Below are 22,386 nucleotides of genomic sequence, written 5' to 3' on the forward strand. Positions count from 1 at the left end.
GGAATTTACTTCGATTAGATTTAATTTTTTCGCCTAAATCCGATAGCAATTCTTACGTCTGTTCCCTACCTTTCTTTACTTATTTTCCTTTTGTCACAATTTCTTTGTGGCCTTCAGAACCCTCCGGCTAAATAATCAGACTATAATCAACCGTACATTTCTAATATGAAGAAGTTACTTTTCTTAATAGTACTGGTACTTTTCATCCCTTTTTCTACCCTTTATGCACAAACGGATCAACCTTTTGCCCGTTTTCCCTCGGTAAGTCCTGATGGCTCAAAAATTGCCTTTTCCTATCAGGGGGATATTTGGACCGTGCCCCAAAATGGAGGGCAGGCTATTCGGCTGACGATCCATGAGGCTTATGAATCCCGCCCCCGGTGGAGCCCCGATGGCCAAAAGATCGCTTTCATTAGTGACCGGCATGGCAATGACGATCTTTTTGTGATGGATGCCAGTGGACGTAACATCAAACGTCTGACTTATCACTCTACCTCCGATGAGTTAACCGGCTGGACCCATGACAGCCAACAGTTACTATTCACTACCAACCGGTTGTATAATCAAGTAGAATGGGAACCAGAAATTCATACCGTCGCTGCAGAAGGAGGTACGCCTAATCGCTTTTTTGATGCCTTTGGGTTAATGGCATCCATGTCTCCGGATGGACGGTTTATTGTTTTTGTTCGTGGATACAACAAAGAATATCGCAAGGATTATCGCGGGCCTGCCAATAAAGATCTATGGGTTTTTGATACGGAGGATAATTCATACCGGCAGCTGACCGACTTCAAAGGCAATGACATGTATCCTGCATTCGCGGATGACAATGACCTCTATTTCATCAGTGAACGAACCGGAACACACAACCTCTACAAAACTACTTTAACCGATCGAGGTACCTTTAGCACTACGCCCCAAAAGCTGACGAACCTGGAGGGAGACGGCATCCGCTATTTTAGTGTCAGTGACGATGGAGAAACCATAATTGTTGAACATAACACCGGGCTTTACTCCCTCGAGGATAATAGCCTAAGCAGTCTGGCTCTTGATGTAGCTACCGACAATCGCCACTACAATATTGAACGCAAATCGTTTTCTGATGACGCTGAGGAGTTTGCGATCTCTCCCAGCGGAGATTACCTCGCCTTTGTCATTAAGGGCGATATTTTTATTAAACATAACGATCCGGAGAAGAAACGGGCGGTCAAGGTTACCGATCATCCCTATCGTGATCGGGATGTCGCCTTCCTGGATGATTCTACCCTCATTTTCGCCAGCGACCGTAATGGTCAGTACGACCTCTACAGTCTTCGTCCCGCTGATGATGGAGAAACCAAACTCTACGAAAGCCTGCGCTTTACTACGGCTCGCCTAACGAACACCGACCAGGATGAAAGGGACCCGGTAGTATCCCCCAATGGCGAAAAGGTGGCCTTTAACCGTGGACGCGGCCAGCTTATTTTAGCTAATATTACAGGTCGGACTTCCTTATCCGGGGAAAGTATTTTGCTGGAAACGGGCTGGGCCGAGGCAGAAGATGTAGCCTGGAGCCCCGACAATAAATGGTTGGCCTACGCCCTGCCCGACTTGAACTTTAATACCGAAATTTACATCCACCCAATTGATAACAGCCAGGAACCGGTTAATATCAGTAAGCATCCACGTCCCGATACCGACCCCGTCTGGAGCCCGGATGGAAGTAAGCTCGCTTTTTTATCTTCCCGGAATAATGGCGATGATGATGTTTGGTTTGCTTGGCTTAACAAACGTGACTGGCAACGCACAAACCTTGACTGGGAAAAAAGCCAACAACCACGCAAGGTAAATGCCAAAGATACCTCAACAGTTAATGTTCGCATTGATTTTGAGGATCTTTATAAACGACTTCACCAGGTTACCTCTCTGCCCGGCAACGAATCTGATATCGCCATCTCCAAGGATGGAGAAACCTTCTATTTCGTGACAAATCGTGATAGCCGACAAAACTACGATGCGGATCAGGATATCTATCGATCCACTTGGGATGGGGAAAACCTGACGGCTCTTACTGACGGCAACGTTATCCCCTGGGGTTTACGTCTCAACCACAAGCTGAATGCACTGTACTTTATGCATCGGGGCGGAACGATCAAACGCTACAAAGATAAGAAGGTAACCAGCCTCCCCTTCAGTGCCAGAACCACGATCAACCATCAACAGCAGCGCCAGCAAATTTTTGAGGAAGCATGGCGTACCATTGATAACGGCTTTTATGACCCTGACTTCCACGGTCAAAACTGGCAACAGATACATGACCATTACAAGCCCTGGATTGAAAAGGTATCATCCGACCGGGACTTTGAGGATGTGATGAATATGATGCTTGGTGAGCTGAATGCCAGCCATATGGGCTTTTATGGTTCTGAACGAGCCGAAACGCAAGACATCCGGACCGGTCTTATCGGGGCTGAAGTGGAACCAGTTACCAATGGTGTGGAAGTGCAAAGCATTGTTCCAAACTCACCCGCCGACCGCGAAGTCAGCCAGCTTCATGTGGGTGATATTATTACTCACGTCGATGACAAGTCGGTTGCCCAAACGGACAATTTCTACAGCCTGCTTGCTGATAAGGTAAACACTCCCACTTTACTTACGGTCCAGGATCCACAAGGACAGAATCGGGACGTCGTTATGGAGCCTACCAGTAGCCTAAGCCTTGAACGATACAATCAATGGGTTGAAAAGAGGAAAGAACTCACCGAGCAGTATTCCAACGGCCGACTGGGATACATCCATGTTGAAGGCATGAACTGGCCCAGCTTTGAACGCTTTGAACGAGAGCTGGTGGCTACCGGCGAAGGCAAAGACGGTATCGTAATTGATGTACGATACAATGGCGGCGGGTGGACAACCGACTATCTGCTGACGGTCTTAAATTATCGGCAGCATGCCTATACCATCCCCCGGGGGGCTACCTCTAACCTCAAGATGAATAAAAGCAACTTCAGGGACCACTACCCCTTTGGCGAACGCCTGCCGCTCTCGAGCTGGACTCGGCCTTCCATTACCCTGGCCAATCAAAATAGCTACTCGAATGCAGAAATTTTTTCTCATGCTTTTAAGCAGCTTAACCTGGGAACACTGGTTGGCGAGCCGACTTTCGGAGCCGTCATTTCTACCGGGGGAGCCGGGCTGATGGGCGACTCCTATATCCGCCTGCCGTATCGAGGCTGGTATGTCAAAGCAACCAACAAAAATATGGAACACGGCCCTGCAGTGCCAGATATAGAAGTCATCAATCCACCCGATTACCGCAACGGCGAAGATCAGCAGCTTAAGCGCGCCGTGGATGTACTTCTGCAACAGATCGACAACGAATGAAAGAGATTTACCGACTATATTGGAAGAATTATTTCACAAAGAACCACAAAGGTTTCCTCTGTGTAACTCTGCGCCTCCCTTCGTGGAACTCTGTGACATAGCTCATCTAAGTGTAATTGGCAATGGGGAATCAATCTCCCTAAATCCCTCTTCTCCAAGAGGGACTTTTGGGTTATTGCCCGGTAAATAATTCTTAGCATACACGCTGAACAATGAGTTCCTCCTTGGAGAAGGAGGACAGGAGGATTGAATTCATCTTATAATTATTTGTGAACAAAATAAGTCAATACCCCAGCATAGATAGTGGCTCCTAAATTTTTAATCTTTATTGACATTCCTCTCATATTATTTACTCATCAGCGCCGTAGAGCAGGTTTAAAAACTCATCTTGCGGGAGGTCTCCGAAGTAATCTTGTACATCAACGGAGGCCAGCGCCTGCTCAAGGTCATCGGGATGGTAGCGGAGGCCTACAAATTGATCCGCCAGTTCCTCAACGGGTTCTTTGCCAAAGAAATCTCCATAAATTTTGAGGTTCTCAATGTATCCTTTTTCCACATCCAGCCGCAGGTCGATCTCACCGATGTCAAACCTCCGATTACGCTGGATGTTAAATTTGGGGGACTTGCCGTAATTCCAGTCCCAGTTACTATAACGCTCATCACGCAAGGCATGAACATCTTCCCACTCCTGCTCGGTCAGATGATAGGTTTCAAACTCATCCCGGTCGCGGTAAAGTCCTTTTAGTAATAGCTCCCGGAATTCTTCAATCGACAAGGGTTCATCAAGGAATTCATTTATATTAGCCACCCTGCTCCGGATTGACTTATGTCCCTTGGATTGAATCTTACTCATTTTCACATTGAGTGCGTTGGTCACCTCATCCAAATCGCTGTCCAATAGCAACGTGCCGTGGCTCAGCATACGCTTACCGGTTGAAAACTGGGCATTCCCCGATATCTTCCGCCCGTTTACAACAATATCATTCCGGCCACTCAATTCTCCCTCCACGCCCATATCATTAAGCACACGAATAACCGGGTCAGTAAACTTTTTAAAGTTATGGAGGTTCCCATGTTCATAGCGGGTCATAAAGCTAAAATTAAGGTTTCCTAAATCATGATATACCGCCCCTCCACCGGAACGCCGGCGAACTACATGGATATCATGCTCCTCGATATATTCGTGATTGATTTCCTCCAATGTATTTTGGTTACGTCCGATAATAATTGAAGGCTCGTTGATATAGAAAAGCAAATAGTTCGTTGCGCCATCAAAATTGCGGAGGGCGTATTCTTCAAGCGCCAAATTGATACTGGGATCAGTGATACCCTCGTTGTGAATAAAAATCATAGTTATATATTAAATCAGTCGAATGCAGATGTTCATTGTATTGCCAAATATCAGAACAACGGTACGGCCAGAAACGTTTGGGATGCAACATAAATCTAACTTTAACCCATTTTCGGATAGCTGGTTAAACTCATTATTATGGCCGGGCCTCATTCATGAAACTGTTGTAATTGATTAGGAATATTGCACTCATTTTCCCTCCCGGGTATTATTTTCTAACAGGATGAAGGGCTTCTTGGTATTCCAATTCTTTTGTAACCCTTGCTGATGGATAAATTGACGCGAATAATTGCCGAGGACAATATCGAGGTCTCCGTCTCCCTCAAAATCCCCCACATCCATGGTTAGCCATCGCCCCAAATGATGAATTTTGGGTGTTTGAGGCTCAAAAGTCAACGGTTCCTGCTGCTCCAGGTAAACAAATGATTCTGATGGGTTATTCTTTAAATCCGCAAAAAAGCGTGGGCTGCAATGTCTAAATCGCCATCATCATCAAAATCAGCAGCAACCGCTTTTGTAGCACCGTTAAGATGATAAAAGTATTCTTCCTCGAAAGTAAAATCTCCCTGGTTGATAAAAATATAGATCCCGTGATAGGGCTTTAAAATTTGTGAATAGTCGGCATTGTCGCCGGCCGTATAAATAATATCCGGATGCCCATCCTGGTTGACATCTTTTAGTTGGAAGCTGGTTGAACCATAAACCGGAGGAAATTGTAGTATATTCTTCGAGGTAAATCCGCCTTCCTGGTCGTTGATCATCATCCATATCCCTTCATTACCATGAGCAAAAAGTGCGATAATATCTTGCCAGCCATCGTTATTAAAGTCTCCAACCTTCGCATCCAGAGCCCCGGGCACGGCACGAATTGTTTTCTTGGTATACTCTTGGTTCTTTTGTTGCTCAAAAATATAAAGTCCCCCGGTATCGTGGCCAAAACTGCAGACCAGCCAGTCTCGGCGGCCGTCATTATTAAAATCACCTGATGCAGCATGAACCGGCCGAGGTAAGCCACGGCCTATTACATTGGAAGAACCATTCTCAAAGTTGTAGTCTGTTAATTTGCCATTTGAAACATTTATAGCCTTTAAAGTGCCAATAGAAGTAAGAAAGCCATGAACTGACTGTGTGGAATCTTTCATCAACGATAGACTTACTTCAGGCTGATCCAGCGTTCTGATGACTTCCGGCTTGAGATCAGCATCCCAACGGTACAGCCACTTGGTCGTTTCATCATGCGAATAAATACGGCCTCCAAAGGGATCGAAGGTGACCAAAGTGGTTGTTGCAATATTGTGCAGGCTGTCTACCCACCGGGGAGTCTGCACTGAAAACAGGTCTGACTCTTTTTGTAACGTCTGCGAAGGATTTACATCAATTTTCTCAGGAGCATTTTCCTCAAAGTACTCCACAATTTTGGTCCATTCTTCCAGTGAAACAACCGATGTTTGGGGATTCGGGTAATACTGTTTTTTCTGATAGACTTCAATTCCCAACTCCGGAGCCATCGCTGGCAGCACGCTATTAAGCCAGCGATCTCTGTTCAACAGTTCTGCCTCCACAGGCAGATGACAACTTCCGCAGTACTGCTCCATCAGTTTTTTACCGGATGAAAAAGGCTCTCTATCTCCCCGACAACTGCCGATAAAGAAAATACTCAGCACAAAAAAATAACATATGTTGGAAAAGCTGCTCATAAATTGAACCCACCTATTTGAGTCTCACCGTTCGTTGATTTCCCTGGTAATCGCTTATTTCAATCAGTTCCGTGCTATCAGGCACCACTACAAACCGGGCGGATGATGAATAGAACGAAGAGCCATGATAAAATTCATGCTTCTGGCTGCTTCCATGCTCAAAGTGTAAAACAGCAGAGACATCCAGAGGATCCGGACTCCACAGCTGCTGGTTGGTTGAGGAACGAAACAGTTTCAAAGGTCCTTGGTTTTGAGCCGCCGCCAATAAGTAGTCATCCTCGCTCGAACGTATCTTTACGAGTGCCTTTCCATCACCAGGAACATATATGCCGCTTTTGCTCATCGCCACGGATTCAAAAGTGCCATCGCCCCTCCCCTTCAGCAGTAGACCGTTAAAGGCATCATATTGGCCTACCTGCACTTCCGCGCCATAAAGGTTGCCATTCAAGACCACATCGATATTTCCATCGCCGGTCACATCTTCTGCAACCATCCCAAATACAGGCGCAAACTGCGCTTCGATCGGCAAAGGCGATACGGCAAACTGTCCCTCCCCTTTATTTTCGATATAGCTTGTCCGTAGTTCTGTAGCATGGTAGGATAAGGCGTCACTGAGTTCCTTCTCAGTAAAAAGGTCGTTCACGCTTGCATTAGCATAACCTTCAACTCTGGCTATGTTCTGTGCCCGCCTTGGCAGCTGCCACCGGAAATCTTCGTACGAATGAGCAGGAAATTCTTTGGCCGTGCCGGTAGAATCCGTATTGTAGTACGTCAGTACCGCATCGTAGGCACTATTGCCGTCAAAATCAGCTCCATAGATACTTACCGGCTGATCTTCTGTTGCTTTATAGATCGTATTTAATCCTACATTCCCGGCGATGTAGTCTGTATCTCCATCGCTGTCAAAGTCAGCGGCAGCCAGGCTATTCCACCAGCCCACCTTAGCCGCGATGCCAGTCTCTCTGGTAACATTCTGCAACTGTCCTTCCCTATTTTCAAGAACCGTTATAGGCATCCATTCCCCTGCCAGCATTAAATCTTGCCAGCCGTCATCATTAAAATCGGTCCATAGTGCGTCGGTCACCCGTCCTATTTCTTGCAAAACAGGCGCTGCCTCTTCGGTAACATCAGTGAACTGTATTTCTCCATTTTGGGTGTCATTTCGTAAGATACGACTGGATACCGGCACCGGATAGAAACCCGGCAGTATTCGTCCGCCTATAAAGAGATCCAGGTCGCCATCCCGATCATAATCCGCTGCTTTCACCGCCGAGCCGCTTACCGAAATTTTAGGCAAGGCCGAGGGTTGGAAAGAAAAGTTACCCTTGCCATCATTTTCATAAAAACGATCCCCGTAAGCCCCGCTCTTCGGAGGACTTTCAACACTACCGCTCACAATATATAAATCATCATCCCCATCCTGATCCGCATCAAATAAGAGCGAGCCCGCATCTTCTTGTTTCGGAAGATTCCCGTTGCCCGCCGGATTAAATACCTGCTCTTTGAAACTCGCATCCCGTTGCTGAAGTAAAAAAGCACCCTGGCTGTTCAATGAGGCTCCGATAAAGAGATCCTGTCGCTGATCTCCGTTAATATTTCCGACAGCGAGTGAGGGTCCAGACTGCGAAAACTGATAGGGAAGCATGCGTTGCATTTTAAAATCGTTATACCAGCTTTCCTGATGAATATAATTACCTCCCTTTTCTTCAGTTATATCAGAAAAGATAGAATCTCCTTGCCGATCTTCTCTCAAGGAATAATCTGAAGCCGTGGTCTCAGCGAAATCTGCGATCAATACCTGATTCGCTTTGATATTGTTCCATCGGAGTGAATGTACTTTGCCTCCTCGATTCCAGCCTACAATCACCGAATCAATTTGAGCTGCGCCATCTAAACCAAAATGGATACCCGGCTCCATAGATGACAAATATCCCCGGTACGGAGAATATTCCCGACGCTGATGGTTCCCATCATAGTAGATATCTACTACGGCGCCCAGACCCATACGATTTTGGGAACTCCCTCTGAATTGCACTTGCAGCCAATTGGGGGACTTTGCTGCGTCATTGAGCGTATTTTCATACAGAAAGGCCGGATCATTAATATTATTCATGACCACATCCAGATCGCCATCCCGGTCAAAATCGGCTCGCGCCAAGCCAGTCGAATAGGCAGGAACAGCAAATCCCCAGTCTTGGCTTGCGTCATCAAACTCCAGATTGCCTTTGTTTTTAAAGCTGACATTTCTGGCCTTATCCCTGGGAATAGAATCCAGCAGCATGGAGGTCGGCGCTACACTGGATATCTGATCCCGCAGTCGCACGAAATCTTTGTGAATTTTATTACGGGGGATGCCATTAGTGATCAGAATATCGTTATAGCTGTCGTTATTGAAATCAGAGAACAACGCCCCCCAGCTCCAGTCCGTATGCCCTACGCCGGTAAGCAGTGATATTTCGCTAAACACCGGCCGATATTCTTCCTGATCTGGGATATCACCCTGATTCAGCTGCAGCGTGTTGCGGGTATATTGTGGGGCCTCCCGATCCAGCGAATTATTAAAATAATTTTGATAGGTATTGGGAGAGGTCATGGTCTGTTTCTTCACATTGTTGCTACCCGCCATGTCGACCGTCAGAAAATCCATCAACCCGTCATTATTGATATCGGCTACATCTGTTCCCATCCCGGAAAAGCTGGTGTGCTTGAAATAGGTCCCCGCCTGATCGCTAAACGTTCCATCTTGGTTATTAATCCAGAGCAGGTCTTTAGAGGAAAAATCGTTACTTACGTACACATCCTTCCAGCCATCGCGGTTGATATCAACAATGTTAAAACCGAGGCCATAACCCTCTTTTAAAATGCCCGCACGGTCACTAACTTCTGTGTAATAGGCATGCCCCCTGCTTGAATCCCAATCACAGCGAAACAGATTATCGGTATTATTTGGATTGCTCCCGCTATTGCTTCCGGAAACAGACTGACGTCCGACTCTTCGCTTATCGGCAACCATCTCATACAAATCCAAATCACCGTCATTATCGTAGTCAAAAAATGCGGCTTGCGTAGAAAAAGAGGTGCTGGCCAACCCATAGGCTTCAGCCTCATTCTTGAATGTAGGAATACGATCTTCATTTAAGCCCTGGTTCACGAATAAAACGTTCTTGCGATTTTCCGGTTTTGCATTCTTCGTCACAGAAATATAAAGGTCCATCCAGCCGTCGTTGTTAATGTCCACGGCGGATACACCCGCATACCAACCGGCGGAAGAACCACCCACCTGAGCTTGCTCTGTTACGTCATGAAACCGAAAACTCCCTTTATTTAGATAAAGCTTATTATCTACGGTATTCCCTGTAAAGTATACATCCGGCAGGCTGTCATTATTGAAGTCGGCGACCGCTACACCACCTCCATTATAGGTATATTCATAATCCAGCATATTCAGGCTGTCGCTCTCAATAATACGGTTATTAAAACGGATGCCCGATTCATCAGGTGGAATCAACCGGAAAAGAGTATCCGGATCAGAGCTGCATGCTGAAAGGAGTAACAGCAGTATAAATATAGAGTGGCGAAATAATTTCATATAGTTGAAAAATATACGAAGCATTTAACCCTACCGAAATAGATACGTATTTTTTGCCAATAAAAAAGGCAGCCATTACGACTGCCTTTTTATTTATAATATACTGTTTAGGGATTAATATCCCTGGTTTTGTTCTAAGGTTGGTTGGCCTTCAACAGTTGTAAGGTCAATTTGTGTTTGGGGTATTGGATAATACTCGTTCTTGCTGGATGTAAAGGACGCTCCCTGGTAGGTGCTAAATCCAAGTTCTCCGCCCATATAATCGTAGAAAGCATCGAGCTTTTCTTTTGCTTCGCCCCATCTTACCAGGTCAAAGTAACGATGCCCTTCCATAGAAAGCTCCAGCTTCCGCTCGAAGTGTACCGCCTCACGGGCACTTTCTTTTGATGAAAAAGCGGGATGACCAGCCGGATAGGTGCTCACCGTATAGTTGGGATCTTCATATTCCTGCCAGTTACCAGCGTTACTGGCCTCTCCTTTTAAAAGAACGAAGGTAGTTTCCGTATCTGTTCGTACCACCCAGTCTCCGGGATTTGCATCCAGTGACGTCATCTCGGATTCACTCCCCACCGTTGCCAGGGCAAACGGCTGATTCTTGGTGTAGTCGACCCAACCATCGCCATAGGAATCGTCAGCCACACGCCCGCGTACTCTATTCACATACTCACGAGCTTTGGCCAGCGTACCAACCTCTACTTCGGCTTCTGCAGCCCAGAGCAGTACATCGGCAAATCGGATAATGTCATAATTGACTGCACTACCCGGAGCCCACTCATTACCATTACTAAATTGCGAAGCATTTTCCTGGCGATAGATATGTTTAATGGAGTTAAATGGTCCCGCATAAGCCTGATCACGGATCCATCGCACACCGGGATGAGGCCCCCAATCTTTAAAAGGTACACCACGGCGGCCTACAGAATAGTCTAACCGCGGATCGACGGTACCTTCATAGATATTGAAGGGCTCGTTGGTCGCTACCCCCATATCATTCTTGACCATCTCGGCATTGTAATCTTCCGGCATAGGAAGACCATTGGAATCCGTTCGATATGAATTCACCAAGTCTTGCGTTGGCTGATAAAATCCACAGCAATTAAAGGGACTTCCGTACGGATAATTCAGCATATCTTCCTGCCGGGAGTTATCGATGGTTCCCGTTCCGTCGGGGCCGGTGTACTGGATAGCAAATACCGACTCACTGCTATTATCATAATCAGCACGGAAGTTGTATCCGTAATTATCCTGCAGGGCATATGCATCGCCCGATGCGGTAACCCCCTGATTGATAATGTTATTCAATAAGGGCTGGGCATCAGACCAATTTCCCTGGTACACATATGTTTTTGCCAAATATGAGGCTGCTGCCCATTTATTTGCTTTGCCAGCCTGCGATTGTGTTTCGGGCAGGTTGTCGTAAGCGAACTGGAAGTCGGCCTCAATTTTGGCCCATGTTGCGGCTGTTTCGCCTGTATTGGGCTGCTCAAAATTTGTGGTCTCTTCATCAATCCATGGAATATTATTATACATTCGCTTGAGCTCAAAATAATAGTGTCCACGGAGGAATCGGGCCTCAGCTTCATAGGCGGTCTTCTGGGCATCACTCATATCCTCAACCTGTGGAAGAAGACTGATAACCGAATTGGCACGAGAAACACCTTCATATCGGGCTGTCCAAAAGTCATTGAAGAAGCCATTGGTTGGATTCTGCGTCATATCCATGATCTTATTGATCGGTGGCTGGTCACCGGAATTAGACCCTTTATGGGCATCACCGCCAGCTACACTCCCATAAATCCAGTTGGTACCACCGGAAGACCAGGTACCCCCAATATTTTGGCCATTGAGAGCGGCATAAGCCCCAACCAAGAGGGCATCGGCTCCTTTCTGATTGGCTAATACTTGTTTATCCAACGATCCAAGCGCAGGAGAGCTTAAGTATTCTCCCGTGTCACAGGAATACAGCACCAAGCTCAAAGCCAGTACTGCAAACACTGTCAAATGTAGTTTAATTTTTTTCATATCGTTAACCCGTTTTGTCTTTAAAATTCGTGTCTTCATTAGTAAGAAAGACTAATCCCAATTCTGAATTGCCGTGCGGTCGGATAAACGCCTTCATCAATACCAAAGGCTGTAGAAGTACCCCCGGCGTTGGCGTTGCCATCATCATTTTCATGGTAACCGATCTGCGGATCCAGACCGCTGTAATTGGTTATGGTAAGTAAATTGGCTGCCTGCACATACACACGCAATGATCGTATACCAATGCGAGAAACTGCTTCTTGGGGAAGGGTATATCCCACTTGCACATTTTTCATGCGCAGATAAGAACCATCTTCCACGAAATAGGAATTGGGCGTTCCATTCGTACTGAATGAACCCTCTGTCTCCAGAATCGGGGCCGTAGCATTCGGGTTATCAGGGGTCCAGGAATCGTGCAACATGGTCTTACTCTTAGCCCCGGAAAAACTACCGTAAAAATCGGTCCACCATTTCACCTGGTTCCAAATCTCATTGCCCTGGCTGCCGTACCAGAACATACTAAAGTCGAAGGCTTTGTAGTTAAAGCCGAGGTTTATGCCATAGGTGAAGTCTGGATTGGGACTTCCAAGGAAGGTTCGGTCGTCAGGAGTAATTTCTCCGTCACCATTGACATCTTCATATCGAAACCGACCAATTCCAACTGCATTGCCATCTTCATCGATGTAAACATCTGAAACATACTTTTCACCCGGTGCACCGGCCTGTGCTTCACTAATTTCCTCTTTATCATCCCAGAAGCCAATAACATTGTAACCGTAGAAAGATGAAACGGGATGCCCCACCTGGTTACGAACGGTGCTGGTTCCTTCAAACCGGTTGGTGGCCTGGGCAAAATAATTAGAAGTGTTCGAAATTTTAATAATTTCGTTGTTGTAGGAGGTAAAAGTAAGGGTAGAATTGAACTGGAGGTCATCCGTGATGTTTCCGAAGTATGATATGGATCCATCAAAACCAGTATTCCGCATACTACCAACATTAACGAAAGGCTGCGAAGCATTTCCGGCCGTAGCAGGTAAAGAGGGATTATACAACAGATCTCTTACCTCTTTTCGATAATAGTCAGCCGTTACTTCCACTTTACCATCAAACAAACTCGCATCAACACCAATATTGGTACTCACATTGCGCTCCCATTTAGCATTGGGGTTACCGATACGTGACTGGTAAAAACCCAGAAGCGGTGTACTATTACTGCCATCAAGGGCATAATAGCTTGACACATTGCTGGGAGCAAACAAGGTGTATGGATTATTAGGATCTACATTTAATTGATTTCCAACGACCCCATAACCGGCACGAAACTTCAAGTCTGTAATTGCAGAAGACTCGGGAAAGAAGGATTCTTCCGTAACTCTCCAGCCGACACTACCGGCCGGGAACCATCCCCATTTGTTATTGAGGAATTTTGAAGATCCATCCCGACGGAGGGTTCCGCTCAGTATGTATCGGTCGTCAAAGTTGTAGTCCACTCGCCCGATTAGTGAAAACAGTGAATTCTCATACTCCGAGCTGTAGTTGGTTTTTGTTCCCGATCCTGTACTTAGATTTGTAAAGTTCGGATCGAAAGAAAAGAAGTCTTGTGTACTCCCACCAACATTACTGCCTTTATTTTTATTGGCCTCGGTGGCTAATGTAACTTTCACATTATGAATGTCTTTAAAGCTTTGATCGTAGGTAAGGGTATTTGTCCACGTATAAGTGTACCCTTCATAGGAGCTTGAGTTGAACTGATTCGTGGTGTTATTCTCCGCATTCTCATATTCCGGATAAGTAAAGCTATGGCCGGCTCCTGAATAGAGTTCCCCTCCCAGACTGGTGCGAAGCGTCAAACGTTGCTGCCAGAAATCAATCTCACCAAAGATATTACCAAAGAGACGTCGATCTAAATATTCGTTATTTCGGGCTCGATGGGCAAGAGCAACCGGGTTTCGCGGATTTCCTAAGCCTTCGGCATGCGTACCGGCAAAATTACCGCCTACATCATAGACCGGGATAATCGGTTGCTCCCGATACGCCATCCCAATGGGACCGCCTTCATCCAGTGTTCCAAACGTCGGATTTTCTGATACTGAATAGGACAGGTTCTCTCCAATGCGGATATTATCACTTACATTAAATTTTGTATTGGCTCTTACCGTATAGCGCTGCAGAGATGTTTCCATCAGTGTTCCCTGCTGATCCAAGTAGTTCACCGAGAACAGGTAATTTCCAATATCGCCGCCACCGCTGACCGACAAGTTATGGTTCATTTGTCCTGCAGGGTCATATAGCTCATCAAACCAGTTGGTACCCTGGTGGTTCGCTCTCGTGATATAAAAGAAAGAGCTGAGGGCGGAAGCATCGGTATAGTTCGGATTTAAGAAATAATTAGATTCGTCAACTTCTTCCTGACTTGAACCCGCAGGATCGATGTAGTAAGGAAGCACAGGACTTTCGCCACTACCATACTGTGGGTGTCCCCATTCATCATCTCCAGGCGTAATCCCGGAGTTCCGATTAGCCGTCCATACGGATTGGGCCATTTCTTGTGGACTCAAAATATCGTAGATATTGCCACTAGGGGGCACCTGATATCCGTAGGAAGCATCATAATCGATGGTTATATCGCCACTTCCCTGTTTCGTTGTGATCACAATTACACCATTTGAAGCACGCGAACCATAAATAGAAGCCGCAGCGGCATCTTTCAGCACCTGCATAGACGAAATATCATTGGAATTGAGGTCGTCAATATTCTGTGTCGGCACACCGTCAACAACATAGAGCGGTTCGTTGTTGCCAAATGTGTTGATTCCCCGAATACGCACCTGGGGCTCTTCGCCCGGCTGGCCTGAGGAAACGACGGTCACACCGGAAGCTTGTCCCTGCAACTGTTCGGAGACTTGTGTTTCTGGTATAGACGTCATTTCATCCACATCGACCACAGAGACTGATCCGGTTAAATCTTTTTCGCGCTGTGCTCCATAACCGACAACAACCAGCTCTTCGCCACTAATCGTGGTAGGCTCAAGCTGAACATCGATTTCAGTCCGCCCCTGGATAGGTACGGTAGCAGATGCATATCCAATGAAAGTAAACTGGAGCGTATCGCTTAAACTCGGTACATTCAGCTCAAACTGACCATTGGCATCTGTCGTAGTACCAGTGGTGGTACCTTGTACCGAAATATTGACACCTGGTAATGGTTGGTCGGTTGTTTGATCTGTTACTGTTCCTGATATCGTTGAAGTGTTCTGTGCCACCACTGTTCCCGATAGAAACAAGGTAGCCACAAAAAATCCAACGGACATCAGCCATTTTATGGTTGGCTTAATCCGTAGTGTTTGATCCATAAGTATCCCCTTTGGGTTAGATTTAAGTTAACATCCTGAAAAGTTTTTACATACCATCCTGTGCAATTGATTTGCAAATGATAAACAAAGTATTTTCATCATCTGCGCAAATAACTTTCTAAAAAAAAGAAAATAATGCAATTAATTTCACAAAAAATCGTTTAACTCCGTATTTAATCAGAATTTAGGGGGGATATCAAAAGGAAAGATGTTATAGAAAAAGTGAACTATAGAGTTACCGACCCTGCTGATATTATTTTTAACAAGGATGTATTCAAATATTTTTCCATTAAGATTTCGATATTACATTATCGAAATAGCCAGCTGAAAATGTTACGCCAAAAAGATATTTAGAGATAGGTAATTTACTTTTCTTGATACATTAACAGAATAGTCTAATTTTTATAGAGGACAAAAGTGATAACCGTGAATACTTATCACACCAAGGTATTAATCTCCCCATATGCGTTAAAAAGTTTGAGACCGTTCTTTTTCCACATCCAAAAATCGTGCGTTGACGGCTACTATCACAGTACTGAGTGACATTAATACCGCGCCCACAGCCGGACTTAGCACAATCCCCGCCCACGCAAACACTCCGGCGGCCAGCGGAATCGCAATTATGTTATAGCCACTGGCCCACCATAAATTTTGAATCATCTTGCGATAGGTGGCTTTTGCCAGTAAAACGATCCATACTACATCCTTCGGGTTGTTCTTGACCAAGACCAGATCTGCGGTTTCTACTGCTACATCTGATCCTGCCCCGATAGCAATACCGACATCCGCCTGGGCCAGGGCGGGAGCATCATTCACGCCGTCGCCCACCATAGCCACCGACAACCCGCGCTGCTGCACCTCCTTCACTTTGTCGGATTTTTCATCCGGTAACACTTCTGCAAAATAATCCTCCAGTCCCAATTCATCCGCCACGTATCCGGCCACCTGCTCATTATCACCCGTCAGCATCATGCACTGGATACCAGACTCTTTTAGCCGACGAATTGCCTCGTACGACTCTTCCCTGATCTGGTCACCCAGTGCAATTGCGGCCTCCAACGATCCCTCGACCAGAATATACACAATGGTTTTCCCGGTGGAGGCCAACTCATCCATACTCGACCGATCCGGTATGTTGATATTCTGTTCTTCAAGGTAGCCGGGGCTCACTACTGCTATCTTTTTACCGTCTACTTGCCCTTCAACGCCCTTGCCGGTAATAGCATTAAACGACTCCACTGCGAAGGTCTCCTCTGATGCCTCTACAATACCTTGTGCGATGGAATGTTCGGATCGCGTTTCCAGTGAAGCGGCAAGCGTGAGCAGTTCTTTCTTAGAAAAGGTCTCGCTGAACATCCGAATATCGGTTACTCCAAATTCGCCCTTGGTAAGCGTTCCGGTTTTATCGAAAATGATGGCATCCAGCGTTCGGGCCTGCTCAAAAGCGGTTCGGTTGCGAATTAAAAATCCGTGGCTGGCTGCTCTGGATGTGGAGACTGCGATCACCAACGGAATAGCCAGGCCCAGGGCATGGGGACAGGTTATCACCATGACGGTAACCGTTCGTTCTATGGCGAATACAAAGTCCTGCGAGGACCAGAAGGACCACCCGAACAGGGTTAACGCACCGGCTCCCAGAGCTACAAAGGTTAACCAGGCGGCGGCCCGGTTGGCAAGGTTCTGCGTTCGGGATTTGCTCTGCTGGGCCTGCTCTACAAGGGAAATAACCTGTGACAAGAAAGACTCATCCCCGGTCTTGGTCACTTTGACCGTAATAGATCCTTCTTCGTTAATCGCGCCGCCAATAACTTCATCGCCCTCCTTTTTGGATACCGGTTTTGACTCGCCGGTCAGCAACGATTCATTGACCTGTGTTTTGCCGTCGACCACTTCACCGTCAGCCGGGACCTTCTCCCCCGGTTTTATCACCAGCTTGTCACCACTCCTCAGCTCGTCAAGGCCTACCTCTTCGGTAGAACCATCATCCTTGAGTCGATGAGCCGTATCCGGCATCAATTTTGCCAGCTCTTCGAGTGCACGCGAGGCGCTCATCACTGACCGCATTTCAATCCAGTGGCCGGCCAGCATGATGAGCACCAGCGTAGCCAATTCCCAATAGAAGAGCTTGCCGCTCAGTCCAAAAACCACGGCTGTGCTGTAGACATAGGCAACCGTTATTGCCAGGCCTATAAGCGTCATCATGCCCGGCTGCTTATCTTTTATTTCATCATAAACGCCCTTCAGGAAGGGCCAGCCGCCATACACGTAAACAAAGGTAGAAAGCAGAAACAGCACCGCCATATCTCCCTGGAAGTGCAACTGATCGCCTATCCCAAGAAATTCCTGAATCATCGGCGACAACAGCAGAATTAATATGGTGGGCAGGGCGCTGACAAAGAACCGTTTCTTGAACTCCTGCAACATATGGGTATGATGGTCATGGTGCTCATTATCATTATTAGTTGGCTCTTGATGCTGATGATTGTGGTGATCTGTGTTTTTCATCTTTGCAACTTACCTAAATCGATTAATTTTCTTAGTTCCATAACCCGTTTATTAGCTATTCTAAAATACCCATCCGCATAGACCGTAGCGTTACAGAATTTTTGTTATTTATTACACTATTTTCTCCATTACCATCTCTTGGTCTTTGATACCAGTTCCGTAAAATTTTATTTAGAATACATCAATTTTTGCCCGTCAATAGCCGTCTCACCAGAAATATCTTCTTGTCCCTACATTCTATGATCCTAATAATAAGAACAGATTCTTTATGCATTAACAGCAGGGGTTTTCTTCTTGAATAGGAGGACAAGGCACGTTGCCATAGGAACAGAAAACGCAACAATCTCCTTTATTAGGCTTTAAAACTTCTCCGCACCCCGGACATTCCCAGAAAAACTGGCAAGAATCCGTTGGCATTGTTTCGGTGGTTTTATCTCCACAACTTGAACATGTAATGGTTGATTCCAAGGTTACAGTACTCATAAAATGATCACCTGTCTGAGTCGGTGTTAACAGTAAATCCGGTTTTATTGATGGCTGTTTCGATATCCGCTTGTTGAACTTTACTTCCATCATATTTGATGATTGCCTTGCCGGTATCGTAAGAAACATTGGCCTCCAACACCCCATCCACATTGCTGGCAGCATTTTCGACAGTCGCTTCGCATCCGGTACAGGTCATGCCCTCAATATCAAGGGTGATGGTTTGCACCTGGCTTTCTTGCACATAGACCACCTGTTTCTCCTGATTAGGGAAAAAGGAATCTGAGTAATAGGGAAAAGCCAATAATACGGCAGCCAGAACGGTTACGATGCCCAGAAATCCTTTGGTTTGCCAAAACGAAGGATTCTCCTCACAAGCACACTCCGGATCCCATTTCGGTTTCAGTTTCTGGTACCACGCAACGGCCAGCAGTAAGGCGGTTAGGCCGATCAGATAAGGACGAATCGGCTCCACCCAGGAAAAGGTCGAAGCAATGCCGCCGATACCTGCCAGAAATGCAAATACCGGGGTTATGCAACACAGGGAGGCTACAAAAGCGGCTATCAGTCCTGCCCCTATCCATTTGGTGTCGGAATTGTTTGGTTGATCGTTCATGCGGTTAATACCTCTAAAATATTGTTATCTTAGTTCTTTCCCAGTCTCCGTATCTCCTTCCAACGCACTGAGGATAGGGCATTCTCCTTTAGGGCCCTCATCGGAACAGGAATCGATCAAACCAATCAGGGTTTCTTTAATCCGGCTAAGGTCTTCAATCTTTTTGACAACATCCCGGTATTTCTCCTGAGCTTCATTTCGGATTTCCGAGCACGTAGTATCCTCATCCATGCGCAATTCCAACAGTTCCTTTATTTCGCTGAGGGTAAAGCCCAGCTCCTGCGCCCGTTTAATGAACTTGATCTGATCGATATGCCGTTGGGTAAAGATCCGATATCCAGATCGGCGGCGGTCGGGTTTAGGAATGAGGTTTCGTTTCTCATAATAGCGTACCGTTTCCTTGTTGACTTTAGCACGACTGGCCACTTCACCAATTTTAAAAGTAACAATGCCCTCATATTTTTCTTCCATATCCTCAAACATGATATTCTGCCCTCATTTCCATAATGCTCCGTGCATATTTTATCAAACTACGTTCATTTAAAACATCCGAGGCATTAGCCCCGAATGCAATAAGTTTAGCTTTTCTTTACCATGGTCTTGCCACAGCAACAAGTCGGGTTTTGAGTGCCCGAGCAGTCGCTGGGCGCTCCTTTGGTTACGGTGACTTCACAGCCACAATTTTCATCGGGGCATTGGTAAACTTCTCCTTTTTGTAATGGCATAACAACTCCTTTCTTATTAAAGAATACAGTTCAACTATAATATAAGGCCTGTACCATGGTCCAGAGTCAAATAAAAATTCGTTTTTTCATAAACCACAAGGTCCCAAAGTCTATATCGAATCGAAGGAGATGCGTACAAAATGGACAACCGGGGGCATTGGGGCCCATAGGCATTGATCGAAAGGCTGTAGGTTTAACAGTATTATGGCTAATTCAGAAAGGTATTGGTCAACAAAATGACAGGAGGAGCAGAACAAAAAGTTAAGCATTCAAGGAATAAATTACACCGTGTACCTTCGCTCCTCTCCATCCCTAACGCGGATACTCCGTTCCACCGGCAGTACCACCATCAAGCCGTCTCCAGGATGTCCTGTGCTGGCATTTTCATGGATAATCTGAACGATGTCATCTACATGCTCTGCTTCCGAGATCATTTCCAGCTTCACCACTTTTGAATGCAACGCCGGAAATTTCAGGGAGCTATGCTGATCTTTTGGATCACTATAGCTGCCCATTCCTTCGGCCTCCATTACCGTCATACTTGTATATCCTTCTTTGTTGAGAGCCCTATGGACGGTTTCAAACATATCAATACGGATATAGGCTTTAATTAATTTCATAATGGCAGAGTATATTTTGATTAAAATATGCTAATTTTTTATTTCTTGGATGATTTCACCGCAATCCCGCATTTTTTCACTTAGATAAGGATTACGTATTTCCTCTTCTTCACTAAGCCAGTAAGCCCCGTCACCTCCCAAAGCCATCGGGCAATACTGGTAGTATAACATACCCTCAATGCCAAATTCCTGCACGCTTTTTACCAGCGTTTCCGACACCGGGAAAAAAGCTTCTCGCTGACTGTCAAGTTCATCCTGTCCGGCGAGCTGTCCTGCCTCCTGGTTTAACTTTTCTAACAGTTTCCTCCACCGATCGCGGGGTGCGGCATCCAGCAGCGACATATCTACATTTTCAAGCTGGCTGAGGAACCGTTCGGCCTGCTGAGAGGCTTCTTCCGAATTGGCCTCGACCAAAGCATCCTTAAGATTCAGATATTCGCCAATGGCCTGTTTTAGCTGATCGCGGAATGCTTGCGGGACTTCAGCAACGGTGCCGCTGATCTCTGCCTGACTATCGATTTGTTTACTGCGAGCGGTTTCCTGCTCTTCCATGTCCTCATGACCATCTCCTGCCCGGTTGATTTTGTTGCCTGGCTCGCGATTCATCATGCTTAAATTATCTGCCAGCTGAGCGGCGCTGTCTAGCTTGAAGTTGCCGTGGGTAACCACTTGTTCGCCCTCTTCCAGCCCCTCTTTAATAACGTAATAACCACCGGCCCGTTGCCCCAGTGTTACCAGTCGCGGCTCGAATGAGGGAACTTCGGCATCCGGCTGCCTCACAAAAACAACAGAACGCTTACCGGTCCACATCACGGCCGATGTCGGAACCACTAACCTCTCTCCTTCATCAGCAGTTCCCGATACTGTGCCCCGGGCCAGCATATCCGGCTTAAGCTCTCCCCCGGCATTTTCTACCTCGGCCCGAACACGTGCAGTCCTTGATTCCGGATCGATAAATGGATCGACATAGGTAATTTTTGCTTCAAAGGTTTTTCCGGGGTAACTACGGACGGTAAAATCAACCGAATCGCCCTGATCTATGGCTCCGATATCTGTTTCATAGACATCGAACAGCACCCAAAGCGTTGATAAATCAGCCACTTTATACATTACGGTACCCTCGTCTACATAATCCTTTGCATCCACATTTTTCTGGGTCACATATCCGCTGCGTGTCGCTACAATGGGAAGCGTATCGGATACTTCTCCGGATGATTCAATGCGATGGATTTCACTTTCGGGGAGTCCCCACAAACGTAATTTTCTGCGTGTTGATTCATATAATCCGGGATTAGTTTGCTTGTTTCTGGCCGCTTCAAGCAGTTCCTGCTGTGCAGAAATCAGTTCCGGAGAGTAAATTGTAGCCAGTTTTTCACCCTCTTCAACATACGTCCCGGTAAAATCGACAAAGAGTTCTTCAATACGTCCCGGAAATTGCGCGGTAATAGAGGAAATCCGACGTTCGTCGGCAGCTATGCGTCCCGGCAGGCGAACTTCCAGTTTAGGAATACGTCTTTCCACACGCGTAGTTTGAATCTCCGCCAGTTTTACTGCTGCTTCGGTCATGGTGAATACCGTCTCATCCTGTTCTTCTTGGTCTACGGGAATCAGTTCCATGCCGCATATGGGACAATTCCCCGGCTCATTTTGTCGGATCTGGGGATGCATGCTGCAGGTATACACGATATTCCCCTCCTCGTCGGTATGTGTTTCTTCTATATGCTGGTCAATATCTGTTGCATCTTCCCTAGCAGAGCCGCCAAAGAACAGCCATCCCAGAAAAAGGCCTGCCAATAAGATTCCGACTGTTTTTCCTATCTGTTTGTAGTTGAATTCTTTTTTCATGATTTGTAGTAGTTATGTTATCGAGATTCTTATCTATTTAATTAATGCTTTGCCTTTATTTAAATGGCTGTCATCCCCTGTCCCCGAAACTCAATCTCCCTAAATCCCTCTTCTCCAAGAGGACTTTTTAAGCCATATCCAAATATTGTGTCCCAAAAGTTCCTCCTTGGAGAAGGAGGTCAGGAGGATTGAAGAAAAATTCATATAAGAAAGATTA

Annotated in this window: 13 protein-coding genes; 1 reads left to right on the forward strand and 12 read right to left on the reverse strand. The window is 46.2% G+C overall.

The features are described 5' to 3' along the window. Positions 1 to 165: 165 nt before the first annotated feature. Complete coding sequence (locus tag J6I44_RS11665; RefSeq protein WP_265766312.1) at positions 166 to 3,363, forward strand: S41 family peptidase; 3,198 nt, start codon at positions 166 to 168, stop codon at positions 3,361 to 3,363. Between the two features lie 349 nt (positions 3,364 to 3,712). Here J6I44_RS11665 and lplA read toward each other — a convergent pair whose 3' ends face one another. The 12 genes from lplA to J6I44_RS11720 all read right to left on the reverse strand — a co-directional run bounded on the left by lplA (position 3,713) and on the right by J6I44_RS11720 (position 22,169). Continuing rightward, positions 3,713 to 4,714 carry a lipoate--protein ligase gene (gene lplA, locus J6I44_RS11670; RefSeq protein WP_265766313.1) on the reverse strand — a complete coding sequence of 334 codons (1,002 nt, stop codon included), beginning with the start codon at positions 4,712 to 4,714 and terminating at the stop codon, positions 3,713 to 3,715. A 189-nt stretch (positions 4,715 to 4,903) separates the two neighbouring features. Further along, positions 4,904 to 5,110 (reverse strand): FG-GAP repeat protein, encoded by a 207-nt coding sequence (locus J6I44_RS11675; RefSeq protein WP_265766314.1) that lies wholly within the window; start codon positions 5,108 to 5,110, stop codon positions 4,904 to 4,906. A gap of 47 nt (positions 5,111 to 5,157) precedes the next feature. After that, a complete protein-coding gene (locus J6I44_RS11680) occupies positions 5,158 to 6,411 on the reverse strand; it encodes an FG-GAP repeat domain-containing protein (RefSeq protein WP_265766315.1) in 1,254 nt (417 codons plus the stop codon). A gap of 13 nt (positions 6,412 to 6,424) precedes the next feature. Continuing rightward, the gene (locus J6I44_RS11685; RefSeq protein WP_265766316.1) at positions 6,425 to 10,000 is read right to left on the reverse strand and encodes a VCBS repeat-containing protein; all 3,576 of its coding nucleotides are present in this window, start codon (positions 9,998 to 10,000) and stop codon (positions 6,425 to 6,427) included. Positions 10,001 to 10,114: 114 nt separating this feature from the next. Continuing rightward, on the reverse strand, positions 10,115 to 12,022 hold the full coding sequence (locus J6I44_RS11690; RefSeq protein ID WP_265766317.1) for a RagB/SusD family nutrient uptake outer membrane protein: 1,908 nt from the start codon (positions 12,020 to 12,022) through the stop codon (positions 10,115 to 10,117). A 38-nt stretch (positions 12,023 to 12,060) separates the two neighbouring features. Then, complete coding sequence (locus J6I44_RS11695; protein ID WP_265766318.1) at positions 12,061 to 15,375, reverse strand: SusC/RagA family TonB-linked outer membrane protein; 3,315 nt, start codon at positions 15,373 to 15,375, stop codon at positions 12,061 to 12,063. Between the two features lie 468 nt (positions 15,376 to 15,843). Then, positions 15,844 to 17,880, reverse strand: coding sequence for a copper-translocating P-type ATPase (locus tag J6I44_RS11700; RefSeq protein ID WP_265766319.1), 2,037 nt, complete (start codon positions 17,878 to 17,880; stop codon positions 15,844 to 15,846). Positions 17,881 to 18,153: 273 nt separating this feature from the next. Beyond that, positions 18,154 to 18,363, reverse strand: coding sequence for a GDCCVxC domain-containing (seleno)protein (locus J6I44_RS20655; protein ID WP_286670531.1), 210 nt, complete (start codon positions 18,361 to 18,363; stop codon positions 18,154 to 18,156). A gap of 7 nt (positions 18,364 to 18,370) precedes the next feature. Continuing rightward, positions 18,371 to 18,979 carry a mercuric transport protein MerTP gene (gene merTP / locus J6I44_RS11705; RefSeq protein WP_265766320.1) on the reverse strand — a complete coding sequence of 203 codons (609 nt, stop codon included), beginning with the start codon at positions 18,977 to 18,979 and terminating at the stop codon, positions 18,371 to 18,373. A gap of 24 nt (positions 18,980 to 19,003) precedes the next feature. Then, positions 19,004 to 19,462: a MerR family transcriptional regulator gene (locus tag J6I44_RS11710; RefSeq protein ID WP_265766321.1), complete on the reverse strand. Its 459-nt coding sequence runs from the start codon at positions 19,460 to 19,462 to the stop codon at positions 19,004 to 19,006. 523 nt (positions 19,463 to 19,985) lie between these two features. After that, positions 19,986 to 20,324 (reverse strand): P-II family nitrogen regulator, encoded by a 339-nt coding sequence (locus J6I44_RS11715; protein ID WP_265766322.1) that lies wholly within the window; start codon positions 20,322 to 20,324, stop codon positions 19,986 to 19,988. A gap of 30 nt (positions 20,325 to 20,354) precedes the next feature. Continuing rightward, positions 20,355 to 22,169, reverse strand: coding sequence for an efflux RND transporter periplasmic adaptor subunit (locus J6I44_RS11720; RefSeq protein ID WP_265766323.1), 1,815 nt, complete (start codon positions 22,167 to 22,169; stop codon positions 20,355 to 20,357). Between the last annotated feature and the right edge of the window lie 217 nt (positions 22,170 to 22,386).

The sequence above is a fragment of the Fodinibius salsisoli genome, assembly GCF_026229185.1.
In the GTDB taxonomy this organism is placed as follows: Bacteria; Bacteroidota; Rhodothermia; order Balneolales; family Balneolaceae; genus Fodinibius; species Fodinibius salsisoli.

Bases quoted from the DNA above. Each gene is read 5' to 3' on its own strand.
- J6I44_RS11665 (WP_265766312.1), top strand. From the start codon at position 166: ATGAAGAAGTTACTTTTCTTAATAGTACTGGTACTTTTCATCCCTTTT.
- lplA (WP_265766313.1), bottom strand. From the start codon at position 4,714: ATGATTTTTATTCACAACGAGGGTATCACTGATCCCAGTATCAATTTG.
- J6I44_RS11680 (WP_265766315.1), bottom strand. From the start codon at position 6,411: ATGAGCAGCTTTTCCAACATATGTTATTTTTTTGTGCTGAGTATTTTC.
- J6I44_RS11685 (WP_265766316.1), bottom strand. From the start codon at position 10,000: ATGAAATTATTTCGCCACTCTATATTTATACTGCTGTTACTCCTTTCA.
- J6I44_RS11690 (WP_265766317.1), bottom strand. From the start codon at position 12,022: ATGAAAAAAATTAAACTACATTTGACAGTGTTTGCAGTACTGGCTTTG.
- J6I44_RS11695 (WP_265766318.1), bottom strand. From the start codon at position 15,375: ATGGATCAAACACTACGGATTAAGCCAACCATAAAATGGCTGATGTCC.
- J6I44_RS11700 (WP_265766319.1), bottom strand. From the start codon at position 17,880: ATGAAAAACACAGATCACCACAATCATCAGCATCAAGAGCCAACTAAT.
- J6I44_RS20655 (WP_286670531.1), bottom strand. From the start codon at position 18,363: ATGAGTACTGTAACCTTGGAATCAACCATTACATGTTCAAGTTGTGGA.
- merTP (WP_265766320.1), bottom strand. From the start codon at position 18,979: ATGAACGATCAACCAAACAATTCCGACACCAAATGGATAGGGGCAGGA.
- J6I44_RS11710 (WP_265766321.1), bottom strand. From the start codon at position 19,462: ATGTTTGAGGATATGGAAGAAAAATATGAGGGCATTGTTACTTTTAAA.
- J6I44_RS11715 (WP_265766322.1), bottom strand. From the start codon at position 20,324: ATGAAATTAATTAAAGCCTATATCCGTATTGATATGTTTGAAACCGTC.
- J6I44_RS11720 (WP_265766323.1), bottom strand. From the start codon at position 22,169: ATGAAAAAAGAATTCAACTACAAACAGATAGGAAAAACAGTCGGAATC.